This window comes from Vibrio rhodolitus (genome assembly GCF_003350325.1).
GTDB classification, from domain to species: domain Bacteria; phylum Pseudomonadota; class Gammaproteobacteria; order Enterobacterales; family Vibrionaceae; genus Vibrio; species Vibrio rhodolitus.
Genome location: NZ_QLYZ01000005.1, coordinates 31,676 through 43,642 on the forward strand (window position 1 = coordinate 31,676; position 11,967 = coordinate 43,642).

The 11,967-nt window shown below is 45.2% G+C and carries 12 protein-coding genes; 4 read left to right on the top strand and 8 right to left on the bottom strand.

The features are described from left to right. Window positions 1-157: 157 nt before the first annotated feature. The 3 genes from DPF93_RS06755 to DPF93_RS06765 form a co-directional block, all read right to left on the bottom strand. Window positions 158-736: an FMN-dependent NADH-azoreductase gene (locus DPF93_RS06755; RefSeq protein WP_114765454.1), complete on the bottom strand. Its 579-nt coding sequence runs from the start codon at window positions 734-736 to the stop codon at window positions 158-160. Between the two features lie 258 nt (window positions 737-994). Beyond that, window positions 995-3,292, bottom strand: a complete 2,298-nt coding sequence (gene pflB, locus DPF93_RS06760) for a formate C-acetyltransferase (RefSeq protein WP_114765455.1) — start codon at window positions 3,290-3,292, stop codon at window positions 995-997. A 553-nt stretch (window positions 3,293-3,845) separates the two neighbouring features. Then, complete coding sequence (locus DPF93_RS06765) at window positions 3,846-4,046, bottom strand: hypothetical protein (protein WP_075648224.1); 201 nt, start codon at window positions 4,044-4,046, stop codon at window positions 3,846-3,848. A gap of 289 nt (window positions 4,047-4,335) precedes the next feature. On the opposite strand from DPF93_RS06765, the gene DPF93_RS06770 reads away from it, so the two are divergent. Both DPF93_RS06770 and DPF93_RS06775 read left to right on the top strand, forming a co-directional pair. Beyond that, window positions 4,336-5,691 carry a DNA-3-methyladenine glycosylase 2 family protein gene (locus DPF93_RS06770; protein ID WP_244204694.1) on the top strand — a complete coding sequence of 452 codons (1,356 nt, stop codon included), beginning with the start codon at window positions 4,336-4,338 and terminating at the stop codon, window positions 5,689-5,691. Then, on the top strand, window positions 5,688-6,170 hold the full coding sequence (locus DPF93_RS06775) for a methylated-DNA--[protein]-cysteine S-methyltransferase (RefSeq protein WP_114765457.1): 483 nt from the start codon (window positions 5,688-5,690) through the stop codon (window positions 6,168-6,170). Before DPF93_RS06770 ends, DPF93_RS06775 begins: the two co-directional genes overlap by 4 nt. Here DPF93_RS06775 and DPF93_RS21290 read toward each other — a convergent pair. The 5 genes from DPF93_RS21290 to nhaD all read right to left on the bottom strand — a co-directional run bounded on the left by DPF93_RS21290 (window position 6,167) and on the right by nhaD (window position 10,205). Continuing rightward, window positions 6,167-6,340 carry a hypothetical protein gene (locus DPF93_RS21290; protein WP_164675329.1) on the bottom strand — a complete coding sequence of 58 codons (174 nt, stop codon included), beginning with the start codon at window positions 6,338-6,340 and terminating at the stop codon, window positions 6,167-6,169. The two genes, DPF93_RS06775 and DPF93_RS21290, sit on opposite strands and share 4 nt — an antisense overlap. A 103-nt stretch (window positions 6,341-6,443) precedes the next feature. Further along, window positions 6,444-6,992 (bottom strand): class IV adenylate cyclase, encoded by a 549-nt coding sequence (cyaB, locus tag DPF93_RS06780; RefSeq protein WP_114765458.1) that lies wholly within the window; start codon window positions 6,990-6,992, stop codon window positions 6,444-6,446. Next, the gene (locus tag DPF93_RS06785; RefSeq protein WP_075648220.1) at window positions 6,989-8,188 is read right to left on the bottom strand and encodes a DEAD/DEAH box helicase; all 1,200 of its coding nucleotides are present in this window, start codon (window positions 8,186-8,188) and stop codon (window positions 6,989-6,991) included. Before DPF93_RS06785 ends, cyaB begins: the two co-directional genes overlap by 4 nt. A 69-nt stretch (window positions 8,189-8,257) precedes the next feature. After that, window positions 8,258-8,635, bottom strand: coding sequence for a hypothetical protein (locus DPF93_RS06790; RefSeq protein WP_114765459.1), 378 nt, complete (start codon window positions 8,633-8,635; stop codon window positions 8,258-8,260). 136 nt (window positions 8,636-8,771) lie between these two features. Then, complete coding sequence (nhaD, locus tag DPF93_RS06795; RefSeq protein WP_114765460.1) at window positions 8,772-10,205, bottom strand: sodium:proton antiporter NhaD; 1,434 nt, start codon at window positions 10,203-10,205, stop codon at window positions 8,772-8,774. A gap of 563 nt (window positions 10,206-10,768) precedes the next feature. Between nhaD and DPF93_RS06800 the strand changes: the two genes are divergently transcribed. Together DPF93_RS06800 and DPF93_RS06805 are read left to right on the top strand one after the other, a co-directional pair. Further along, complete coding sequence (locus tag DPF93_RS06800; RefSeq protein WP_114765461.1) at window positions 10,769-11,500, top strand: nucleoside recognition domain-containing protein; 732 nt, start codon at window positions 10,769-10,771, stop codon at window positions 11,498-11,500. Then, window positions 11,497-11,964, top strand: a complete 468-nt coding sequence (locus DPF93_RS06805) for a YjiG family protein (RefSeq protein ID WP_114765462.1) — start codon at window positions 11,497-11,499, stop codon at window positions 11,962-11,964. The genes DPF93_RS06800 and DPF93_RS06805 overlap by 4 nt, the downstream gene beginning before the upstream one ends. Window positions 11,965-11,967: the final 3 nt, after the last annotated feature.

Genomic DNA, 11,967 nt, shown 5'->3' on the forward strand with positions numbered 1-11,967 from the left:
CTTCGAGGTGGTTTTTTGTTTGTGCCTTTTTGTGTATGCATAAGGGCAACAAACTAAGTAAATCAAAATCTGAATAAAAAAACGGGAACAGTGGCAAACTGTTCCCGCAAAGACTAAGGACTTAGGATTTGAAATTGAAAGCGGTCGTTAGTCGAAATTAGATTAAAGCAGAAAGCTGTTCTAGTGCGCTCTCGCGGCTCGCTTGCGCTGACTCCTCACCCATGTTCAGTGCTTCGGCATAAACAAACTGCACATCAGTAATACCGATAAAACCAAGCATAGTGCTGACATAGCTCTCGATAGAGTTACGTGGGCTGTCTTTATGCAGACCACCGCGCGTCGTAACAACGACCACTTTTTTATTCTCGATAAGACCAACCGGACCTTGCTCGGTGTAACTGAATGTCACACCTGCTCGAGCGATTAGGTCAAACCAATTCTTTAGCTGTGTTGGAACCATAAAGTTGTACATTGGCGCTGCGATAACAATTTGATCGGCGGCTTTGAGTTCATCAACTAGCTGGTTAGACAGGTCAAGAATCGCTTTAAGCTCTGGGGCAAGATCATCGCCATTTCCACGCAGTGCAGTTGCAACGCTCGCATCAAGCATAGGCAATGGGTTAGCTGCTAAATCACGTTCAATAAGGTTGGTTTTACCTTCTAGCGCCGCATCAATAAGCTGGTTAGATTGTGAATATTCACCAAGAATGCTGGATTTTAAAACGAGAGTGGTCATGGTTGGGCTCCAAATTTTTGAACGTGTCGTTAACTTATGGAAGCAAGTTTATGTGAGCAGAGGTCAGTTAAAAATCTATGCAGTTAGATGAAGCTGTTCAAAAAATTCGAACGAGTTGCAGAATAGGGGCAAGATAAGCAAATATTGCTGATTTGAGGCAGGGGATAAAGCTGAAAGAAAAAAGGCCCGCGTACCACGGCAGGCCAAACAGGTAGTGCTTTATTGATAAAGCTTGTTATTTTCCGTTACTGATTAACGCTACATTTTCTCAGTGAATGTGCGTGTAATAACGTCTTGTTGTTGCTCTTTGGTCAATGAGTTAAAACGCACCGCATAACCTGAAACACGAATAGTCAGTTGAGGGTATTTCTCTGGATGCTCAACAGCATCAAGTAACATCTCACGGTTCAGTACATTAACGTTAAGGTGTTGACCTCCTTCGATTAGGTGACCGTTGTCGCCTGCTTCGTGGTGGAAATAACCATCCATTAATGCTGCCAGATTTTGTTTTTGCATCTCAGCATCTTTACCCAGTGCATTTGGCACGATAGAGAAGGTGTAAGAAATCCCATCTTTAGCAAATGCGAATGGCAGTTTTGATACAGATGTCAGTGATGCAACCGCACCGTTTTGATCGCGACCGTGCATAGGGTTAGCACCAGGACCAAATGGCATGCCTGCACGGCGACCATCTGGAGTGTTACCGGTTTTCTTACCATAAACCACATTTGAGGTGATGGTCAGAATAGACTGGGTCGGAATCGCTTCGCGGTACATAGACATCTTTTGAATCTTTTTCATGAAGCGCTCAACCAAATCGCAAGCGATATCATCGACGCGAGCATCATTGTTACCGAATTTTGGATAGTCACCTTCAATCTCAAAATCGACAGCGATACCCTCTTCATCACGAACTGGTGTGACTTTGGCAAATTTGATCGCAGCAAGAGAGTCAGCGACAACGGACAACCCAGCAATACCACATGCCATGGTGCGACGTACATCGCGATCCATCAGCGCCATTAGTGAAGCTTCGTAGCTATAACGGTCGTGTGAGTAGTGAATGATGTTAAGTGCAGTCACATACTGGGTTGCCAACCAATCCAACATCGCATCGAAACGTGGCATTAGCGCGTCAAAATCGAGGACAGCATCTGAGATAGGCGCCTGTTTTGGTCCTACTTGAGCTTTAGATTTTTCGTCGATACCGCCATTGATGGTATACAGCAGCGCTTTAGCCAAGTTTGCACGAGCCCCAAAGAATTGCATGTCTTTACCGACAATTTGTGGGCTAACACAACAGGCGATTGCGTAATCATCATTGTTGAAGTCCGGACGCATCAGATCATCGTTTTCATACTGAAGTGATGAGGTATCGATGGACACTTTTGCCGCGTATTTTTTGAAGCCGTCAGGTAGCTGTTCCGACCAAAGTACCGTCATATTAGGCTCAGGAGCCGGTCCCATGTTGTATAAGGTATGAAGGTAACGGAAGGTGGTTTTGGTAACGAGAGTACGACCGTCCACACCCATACCCGCCATGGCTTCAGTTGCCCAAATTGGGTCGCCAGAGAAGAGTGAGTCGTAGTCAGGTGTACGTAAGAAGCGCACCATACGCAATTTCATAATAAAGTGATCGATCAGCTCTTGAGCTTGTGACTCGTTAAGGATGCCATTGGCAATATCACGCTCAATGTACACGTCGAGGAACGTCGAAGTGCGTCCTAGAGACATCGCTGCGCCGTTTTGTGATTTTACCGCAGCTAGGTAGCCAAAGTAGGTGAACTGAATCGCTTCTTGCGCAGTGCGCGCTGGTGCTGACATATCGATACCGTATTTAAGACCCATGGTACGAATATCTTTTAGCGCTTGAATTTGATCGGCGAGTTCTTCACGCAGACGGAGCGTTTTTTCGAGATCTTGTCCTTGTTCGAGGAAGCTTTGCGTCGATTTTACTTGCTCTTGTTTGTCTGCAATCAAGAAGTTAATACCGTATAGAGCCAAACGGCGGTAGTCACCAATGATACGACCACGACCATAAGCATCCGGTAGACCCGTGATGATACCGGATTTACGACACGCGAGGATGTCTTTGGTATAAAGATCAAAACAGACTTTGTTGTGTGTTTTACGGTACTCAGTAAAGATTTTTTCTACGCTTGGATCTAATTCACGACCGTAAACCTCGCAAGAGGTTTTTACCATGCGAATACCGCCATTAGCGATAATTGAGCGTTTTAGTGGCTTGTCTGTTTGTAAGCCAACGATGGTTTCTAACTCTTGGTTAATGTAACCAGCGTCGTGAGAGATAATGGTAGAAGGTAGATCAGTATCGAAATCTAATGGAGCGTGAGTACGGCTCTCTTCTTTAATGCCTTCCAGCACACTGTTCCAAAGGGTAGTTGTCGCTGGAGTTGCCTCAGCTAAGAATGACTCATCGCCTTCATATGGGGTGTAGTTGGTTTGGATAAAATCACGAGTGTTTACTTCGGTTTGCCATTGACCAGAAGTAAAGCCTTCCCATGCTTGTAGCATTTCAGTAGTCGGAATAGTCATGAGTAATACCTATTGATTTATGATGCTGTATACAATCCAAAGCTCTGTTGTGAATGCAGAGAGGCGTCATGAGTTCATTTTTTAGGTGAAGAATGTTCGCCTTACTCAAATAAATTAATTACTTAGCTTTGAATAAAAATTAGTTGGGTTGATTTCATTTGGGCGCAATTAGGTTTGGGTTTGCCCCCTCAACTCGATGACTTGATACTATGCCTGTAGGGTGTATGAGTAAAATGAATGTATTTCATTTTTTAAATGTACAAAACGCATTTTATGGTCGGGTAAGAATGAGATTACGTTAGAGTGTGAGTGTTCACTTCTGTGTAATGTTTTATTTTTAAATGCTTGTGTATTGGTTTTGCTAGTAACCTTTTCTGTCTTTGCCAGGTTGAGTTGGATGAAGAGGACGAAGAAAAAGTGAGTGGAAAAATGAAAAAAGAGTTGGTTTGAAGGTTGCCCCTCAAACTAACTCAACAATATTCTGGATGTGACCAGAAACGGATAGGTCTGATATTTAGGTTTAAACTGAGTTCAGGTGAACCGCTGCGAACAGCTATAGGTTCATAAGACTCTCAATTGACTCTTCAAAAGGAAGGTTATAGGAATTAATTCCATAGCCATCGGTCGCGTCAATATAGATATCAGTAATCTTTGACTGCCCGTGGTATTCAATCACCCCGAGTGACTGCTCCACTGTTTTGCAGATTAATGTTGAGTTATCGTTAAGCCTGATCGTGCAAGATTGTAAGTTCATAGCCAACTCCCTGTTAGTGCACTTAGATTTGGGTTCGCCAAGGGAATCCTTCCCTACCCAATAAAGTTAGTTAAGGTTTTATCAATAAGCAATTTGATGTATGGAATTTTGCTAAATTAACGCTTTAGTATTACCCAGATAATTAAAAAGTATGGCGGACTTGGCTTCGCTCACCACAAGATTGACCAATAGGTATCAGTTCCGAAAATGGCGAGTGTTGCTCGAGAAACGCGGTACACTCTAAAAGAGTTGAGAGTTGAGAGTTGAGAGTTGAGAGTTGAGAGGGATGATGGCAGACAATTTTGAGCAGTTTCAGTTAGCACGGCAAACCCGTGATGCTCGCTTTGATGGGCGTTTCTTTGTTGCAGTAAAAACGACGAAAATCTTCTGTCGTCCGATTTGTCCTGCGAATTTACCCAAAGAAGAGAACGTTGAGTACTACACTAATGCCGCCCTCGCGCTACAGGCAGGTTACCGACCATGCTTGCGCTGTCGACCGGATAGTGCGCCTAACTCATGGGCTTGGCAGGGGAGCAAAACCACCTACCAGCGAGCACTCGGTTTGATTGAACAAGGGGAATTGCAGCAAGGCTCGTTACAAACATTAGCGGAACGGTTAGGCATATCCGATCGTTATCTGCGCCAACTGTTTGAACAGAACTTAGGAATGTCCCCTAAGCAATATGCTCTCTATCATCAGCTGCTATTCGCGAAACAGCTATTGCATTCAAGTAGTATGAGCATCACCGAGATTGGCTTTGCGAGTGGTTTTAATAGTACACGTCGCTTTAATGATGCATTCAAAAAAGCACTACGGCTTTCGCCGAGTGATTTAAAACGTGAAGTGGCGAATGGTAGCGCACGTAATACTTTAGAACTGAGTTATCGCGGTGCTTATGATTGGCACTATACCCTTGATTTTTATCGTCTACGAGCTGTTCAAGGGCTCGAAGAGGTCGGTGGGAGCAGTTACCAACGTCATGTGCAAATCAATGATAAACCGGCTTGGTTCCACATCGATTTTGCAGCGAAAACCAATAAGGTGGTGTTGCAGTTTGAATTGGCGGAAATCAGCCAGTTAAAGCATCTTGTCACCAATGTCAGACGCATGTTTGACCTCGATGTTGATGTTAATGTCATAGAGCAGCATCTTGAGCAACTTGAGCCGGGGTTAGTGATTCGTCATGGTATTCGTATGCCCGGGGTTTGGAGCACTTGGGAAGCGGGTGTTAGGGCGATTCTCGGTCAGCAAGTTTCAATCAAAGCGGCGATTGGTCAGTTGAACTTGTTGGTGTCGACTTTGCAGCCGCACGGTGCCAAGCATTTTCCAACTCCCCAAGAGGTGAGCTGTGCTGATTTGGGTTTCTTACGCATGCCGCAAAGTCGCCGTGATACACTCAAAAGATTTGCCGAGTTAATCGCAGCAGAACCCGAAGCGGAGTTTGAAAAATGGCTGGCGCTTAAAGGGATTGGTCCTTGGACGGTAAACTATGCCGCGCTGCGCGGTTTATCTGAACCCGATCGATTCTTAGAAGGTGACTTGGTGGTGAAAAAAGCGCTTAAACAATTCACTCAACTTAACAAAGACAATGTTTCGCCATTTGGCAGTTACGCGACCTTTCATTTATGGAGTCACGCAGGATGAACCGCTTTACAGTGATAGATACCCCATTGGGTAAGATGACCCTTCAAGCCAACCAGCATGGGTTACTCGGCGCTTGGTTTGAAACTCAAACCACACAGCCGAATGAATTGGGGGTACGTGATGATGAGTTTGCCTTGCTACATGAAACCAAAACTCAGCTTGATGAGTATTTTGCCGGTATTCGCAATCAATTTGATCTGCCGCTCGCCGCTCAAGGGACCGCGTTTCAAACCCAGGTTTGGCAGGCTTTAACCACCATTCCCTTTGGTGAAACTTGGAGCTATCAACAATTGGCGGACGCCATTGATAATCCGAAAGCGGTACGCGCAGTGGGACTGGCGAATGGTAAAAATCCGATCTCGATTATTGTACCGTGCCATCGCGTAATCGGTAAAAGTGGTAAATTGACTGGCTATGCGGGTGGTGTTGAGCGCAAAGCGGCGTTACTTAAACTGGAAAATATTGAATTTGATGTTTAGCGTTGCTCTGGCTCGCGGTAGCGATCGGGATTAAAGAGCGGTTTGCTTGGCATAAAATAGCCGCACGCTTCACGAGTGGCGAGGGTAGGTTGTTGCCAAGCCGCACAGAGATCTTTTTCGTTATCGCGCGAGCGAGTAAATTGCCGACACTGTCCACATTTAAACATCATTGAGTCCCTTCAATTTTGATGTTTAGAGTGTATGGCGATTTACCAAGGGAAAAATTGATCTATCGCCTGAATTGGTTTTTAACTACGACTTTAAAACGTACTTTCAAATCGCACTTTCAAATAAGGTCAAATAAGAGCGATGCTCAAGATCTTGAGACAGTAAACCAAATTGCTGCGCTAGCTGTTCCAACTCACTTCGGTAGCGCGCCAACGCACTCTCGTCGTCCGTCATAATGGCGAATTCGGCGAAGTGACCTATGTTGGCTAATTGATCAAAGGTGATATGGAATGGTCCAATAAAGTAGATGCTGCGTGTTTTCTGCGTGATTAATCTGACTTGATACCCCATATTTTCCAGCATGCTACGCGCATTCGCTGAATTGGTAATATTGGTCGCTTCACAGCGGTCTGCTTCGGGCCCTTTTACGATCCATAATTTGATCCCAGACGGCTCCATCTCACGGATTGAGACGGTTTTAGCTTGCTGCTTGAGGGTATGCTCTGGAGTGTCAAAGTACCAGTCGGTTTCTTGATTTTCATGCACCATAACTTGATGCTCTAGAGAGTTAAGGACGCGATAAAACGCGTCCTTATCTTTGACTCGAAACTTCAACTCGACTTCATATTTCCCTTTGAAGTGTTCTTGGCTCATTCTGCGTCTTTCTGTACTCGTTTGCTTTTTGGTACGTAGTTGAGAATTGAAATTGGCACAGGTTTGCGTGGTGCAAAGCCTTCAACTTCGCGGCGTTCAATCAGGTGACCAAGACGGCTTTCAATCATGCATAGATTCTTGAAGTTATCTTTAGATACGAACGAGATCGCTTCGCCTTGCGCATCCGCGCGACCAGTACGACCAATACGGTGAACATATTCGTCAGCTGGGAACGGTAAATCGTAGTTAATTACGCGAGTTAAGCCATGAATATCGATACCACGCGCGCCTACACCAGTTGCGATCATGTATTGAATCTTGCCAGCTTTGAAATCTTCTAGCAGTTGACTACGAATGGCTTGGCTGCGTCCACTGTGGAATGCTTCGGCAGCGATGCCACGCTTCTCTAATTGTTGAGCAAGTTTTGCAGCGCCATGTTTGGTCTCGATAAAGATCAACGCTTGGTCCCAATTGTTCTCTTTGATTAGGTGTGCCAGCAGTGATGATTTCATGTCTTTATCAACGGTGATAAGCCACTGTTCGATGTTCTTTTTAGATGCTTGATTCGCTGCAATCGAGATCTCGTATGGGTTGTGTACCGCTGTTTTGGCAAGATCGCGTACTTTGTTTGACAGTGTTGCTGAGAACAGCAAGTTCTGAATATCGGTTGGCAGACGATCGAGGATCTTGTTGATGTCATCGATAAAGCCCATGTCTAGCATGCGGTCCGCTTCATCAAGTACTAATACTTCGACTTCTTCAAAGTAAACCGCGCGTCTGGCGTACATATCAAGTAGACGACCAGGGGTTGCCACCAAAACATCGACACCTTCGATCAACGCCTGTTTTTGTGCTTTCTCGTCAACACCGCCGTACATAGCCAATGAAGTCAGTTTTAGATGTTGACCATATTGGCGAACTTTTTCTTCCACCTGAATGGCCAGTTCACGGGTCGGAGTTAAGATAAGCGCGCGAATACGTTTTTTACGTTGCGTTTCACCTTGGCTTAACTTTTCTAGAATGGGTAATACAAAGCTTGCCGTTTTACCCGTGCCTGTTTGCGCGGCTGCAATAAGATCTTGTCCTTGCAGAATCACAGGAATCGCTTTGGTTTGGATATTGGTAGGCTTGCTGTAACCCAATTGTTGGATAGCGTCTGTGATAGGTTGGCTTAAGCCGAGTTTTGAAAATGGCATGCTTTCACTCTGTATAAATGACCAAAGGGGCTAGTGCCCCTTATTTGCGTTGAGTTTAGCATGAACAGGCTAAATTTCTTTCTCTATTTTGTCCGCCATTTTGTCTTCTATCTCTTCTCTTTTACCCTCACCTTTATCAAGCATCTTATCGACTTTCTCTTCTTCATGTTTCATGTCTGATTTGAGCTTGCCTTCCTCACGTTTCATTTCAGACTTGAGTTTCGCCTCATCACATTTACCTTGTTCAGAGCAAGGCATATCCTTACTGTGCTTTCCTTTCTCTTTTTTCATTTCAGCATCGGCTTTGCCCATTGCCTTATCACGTTTTTCCATCATTTTTTGTTTCGAGTCATCCATCATTTCGGAGTTACCGTGATGATCGGCAAGCGTTATCGGAGCAAACAGTAGGGAGCTAAGCATTGCGGCTAAAAAAGGGATTCGATACATAATAAGACCTCTCCATTGATAAAAGTCCTATTGAGTATTGACTAAATAGTCAGCATTTTCCTGTTGTGAAAATCGTTATGAATTAGAAAATGGCTGATTGGACAGAGCCAACCAGCCAAAATGGCGAAAAAAACGCTTAGAACAGTGCGCTATTCATCCATAGGTGGGCGGCGATACTGGCAATGTAGCCCAGTGCGATAACCGGCGCCCATTTTAGGTGACCAAAGAAGGTGTACTTACCATGCGCAGCGCCCATTAATGCTACGCCAGCTGCAGAGCCGATAGAGAGCAAACTGCCGCCGACACCGGCAGTTAAGGTGACCAATAGCCAGTTACCCATCGACATCTCTGGCTCCATAGTGAGCACGGCAAACATCACCGGAATGTTATCGACAATCGCTGAGAGAATACCGACCATGACGTTGGCCCAGATTGGATCCCATTGGTAATACATAATTTCAGAGACCATGTTGAGATAACCAATCAGGCTCAAACCACCAACACACATTACCACGCCGTAGAAGAACAGTAGCGTATCCCACTCGGCATGGGAGACTCGGCGAAAGACATCAAACGGTACCACTGAGCCTAAACGTTTGAGCGCTAGGTCGTCGCGGTTAGCAATGGCGACTTGTGCTTTACGGGCTAACGAGCGTTTAAGTGTGCGACGCAAGAAAAAGCCGAAGAATTGCAGATAGGCGAGACCCATCATCATACCGATCACTGGCGGGAAGTGCAGTACCGCATGGAAAGCCACTGCAGTGGCAATGGTAAGAATAAACAGTGCTACGATACGGCGTGCACCACGCTTAAGCTCGACATGCACGTGGGCGACGTTTGGTTTGGCATTGGGAATAAACCAAGACATGATCACCGCAGGTATCACATAGCTGATGACTGATGGGGTAAACAGTGGCATAAATTCTGAGAAAGAAACATGCCCAGCCTGCCAAACCATCAGTGTGGTGATATCACCAAATGGGCTAAACGCGCCCCCTGCGTTGGCTGCGACGACGATATTGATGCAGGCAAGGTTGATAAAACGGGTGTTATCACCACCGACTTTCATTACCACGGCACACATAAGCAGAGCTGTGGTGAGGTTATCGGCTATAGGGGAAATAAAGAACGCCAGGATACCGGTCAGCCAAAACAGTGCTTTGAAGTTAAAGCCTTTACCTACCATCCAAGCTTGTAGCGCATCAAATAGTCTGCGCTCTTCCATCGCGCTGATATAGGTCATGGCGACCAATAAGAACAAAAGTAGTTCGGCATATTCGAGCAAGTTGTGCTCGAGTGCGGCATGCGCTACCTCCATCTGCCCCTGTTGTGAATAGACATAGCCAAGCATCGCCCAAATGATGCCGGCAGCCAGTAACACGGGTTTAGATTTGCGCAGTTGCAGATACTCTTCGAGCATGACAATGGTGTAGGCAATACCAAAGATAATTAGTGCAGCGTAGCCAATAGTAGATTGGGTGAGATCAAGAGGGGATAGTTCGCTACTTGCTGCAAATGCGGGATAGGGCAAAAATATTAGGCCAATCATTAATGGCCACAAGCTTTTCATTACTTCAACTCCTTGAAAATTCGACTTTACAGTGTTGTTTCAACGCTCGAACCAAAGATTATTGATGCAGTCTCACAGCTTGCTGCATATATCTTGTTATAAGTCTTACCGATCCTGTTGCAGAGTTGGCGACTGCAATGTTGAGGGTGGTGTGACTGTTTGATTTATTATTCAGGCATGAATTGACTCGGCGCGGTTTAAGAAACTGGGCACATTCTAAAGCCCTTTTTACAGAATGTTTGTGAGGTAAGTGGTATTCGTTTGAATCTCTTATAATTTAATAAATTATAAGAATTTTATGAATCTTTATGAGCTGCAATGTTATTAATAATGAGTGGTATTAAATGCTATTTTTGCTTTATATCACAAAATATGACACCAAATTGAAGAGTGTGAACAGATTTAATCTCGCATTGATACGGATCAGATTTCTAGCACAATAATTCCCACAAAATCCGTCAGGGTTACTAACCTGACGCTGACATAAAACGCTTTTTATAGAACGAATTTTCCAGCGACGGGCGTGTAGCTCTGTTGTTCTGTCTAATTAATAAGGTGTAAATATGTCCACTCCTAACCCAATCGAGCGCAAGGTGACATGGGGATGCTATGTCGCACTCGCATTCGCTGTCGTGTTTTTCTCAGGCTTAATGCAATCTAACGAATGGTACGGTGTATTCGACTTTACCACGCTAAATGGTTCGTTTGGTAAAGTCGCATACGGCGTACAAGAAACCGCTGAAGGTGTTGAAGCGGCAACCACGTCATTCCGTGGTAAAGGTGGTAGCGGTGCGCGCGATGGCTTTATCTTCGCATTGACGCTGATCCCAACAGTGATGTTCGCTCTTGGCGTGATTAATGTTCTTGAGCACTACGGCGCACTAGATGCGGCACGTAAACTGCTTTCTCCACTACTACGTCCTCTGATGGGTATCCCAGGTAGCTCAGGTCTAGCGCTAATCGCATCGCTACAAAGTACTGATGCAGGCGCAGCAATGACTCGTCAGCTTAAAGATGAAGGTCGTCTGACTAAACGTGAAACTGACGTATTCACTATGTTCCAATTCACCGCAGGTGCGGCGATTGTTAACTTCTTCTCATCTGGTGCAGTGCTATTTACGCTAACTCTGGCTGACGGCTCTCTAGCTGTGTCATCGTCAATTGGTTTGGCTGTAGGTGTGATGTTCCTGTTTAAGTTTATCGGCGCGAACTTGTTCCGCATTTACCTAAACATCACAGAAGGCAAAGAAGACAAAAACCAATCAGCTGAGCTACAAGAGGAAGCAGCAAAATGAGCGAAGTAAAAGCGAAAAAACCTATGGTAACGGACATCTTCGTTGAAGGTGCGAAAAAGGGTTGGGTAATTGCGACTACCTCTACAGTACCTAACGTATTGATGGCGTTTGTGATCATCAAAGCGCTGCAAATTACTGGCGCGCTGGACCTGATGGGCTCAATCTTTGCACCTATCATGGCAGTCTTTGGTCTTCCTGGCGAAGCAGCAGCAGTGCTAATTGGTGCGTGGATGTCAATGGGCGGCGCGGTTGGTGTGGTTATCACGCTATTTGACCAAGGCATTCTAAACGGCGCACACATTGCGATTCTTGCTCCAGCTATCTACCTAATGGGCTCACAAGTGCAGTACATGGGTCGTATCATGGGTCCTATCGGCACTGAAGGTCGTTACATTCCAATTATGATCGCTATTTCTGTGCTAAATGCGTTTGGTGCAATGTTAGTGATGAACCTATTTGTGTAAGGA

Excerpts from the sequence above, each read along its gene's own strand:
- DPF93_RS06800 (WP_114765461.1), top strand. The coding sequence starts at position 10,769 with ATGTCCACTCCTAACCCAATCGAGCGCAAGGTGACATGGGGATGCTAT.
- DPF93_RS06785 (WP_075648220.1), bottom strand. The coding sequence starts at position 8,188 with ATGCCATTTTCAAAACTCGGCTTAAGCCAACCTATCACAGACGCTATC.
- DPF93_RS06770 (WP_244204694.1), top strand. The coding sequence starts at position 4,336 with ATGGCAGACAATTTTGAGCAGTTTCAGTTAGCACGGCAAACCCGTGAT.
- DPF93_RS06755 (WP_114765454.1), bottom strand. The coding sequence starts at position 736 with ATGACCACTCTCGTTTTAAAATCCAGCATTCTTGGTGAATATTCACAA.
- DPF93_RS06765 (WP_075648224.1), bottom strand. The coding sequence starts at position 4,046 with ATGAACTTACAATCTTGCACGATCAGGCTTAACGATAACTCAACATTA.
- cyaB (WP_114765458.1), bottom strand. The coding sequence starts at position 6,992 with ATGAGCCAAGAACACTTCAAAGGGAAATATGAAGTCGAGTTGAAGTTT.
- pflB (WP_114765455.1), bottom strand. The coding sequence starts at position 3,292 with ATGACTATTCCGACTACTGAAATGCTACAAGCATGGGAAGGCTTTACT.
- nhaD (WP_114765460.1), bottom strand. The coding sequence starts at position 10,205 with ATGAAAAGCTTGTGGCCATTAATGATTGGCCTAATATTTTTGCCCTAT.
- DPF93_RS21290 (WP_164675329.1), bottom strand. The coding sequence starts at position 6,340 with ATGATGTTTAAATGTGGACAGTGTCGGCAATTTACTCGCTCGCGCGAT.
- DPF93_RS06790 (WP_114765459.1), bottom strand. The coding sequence starts at position 8,635 with ATGTATCGAATCCCTTTTTTAGCCGCAATGCTTAGCTCCCTACTGTTT.
- DPF93_RS06805 (WP_114765462.1), top strand. The coding sequence starts at position 11,497 with ATGAGCGAAGTAAAAGCGAAAAAACCTATGGTAACGGACATCTTCGTT.
- DPF93_RS06775 (WP_114765457.1), top strand. The coding sequence starts at position 5,688 with ATGAACCGCTTTACAGTGATAGATACCCCATTGGGTAAGATGACCCTT.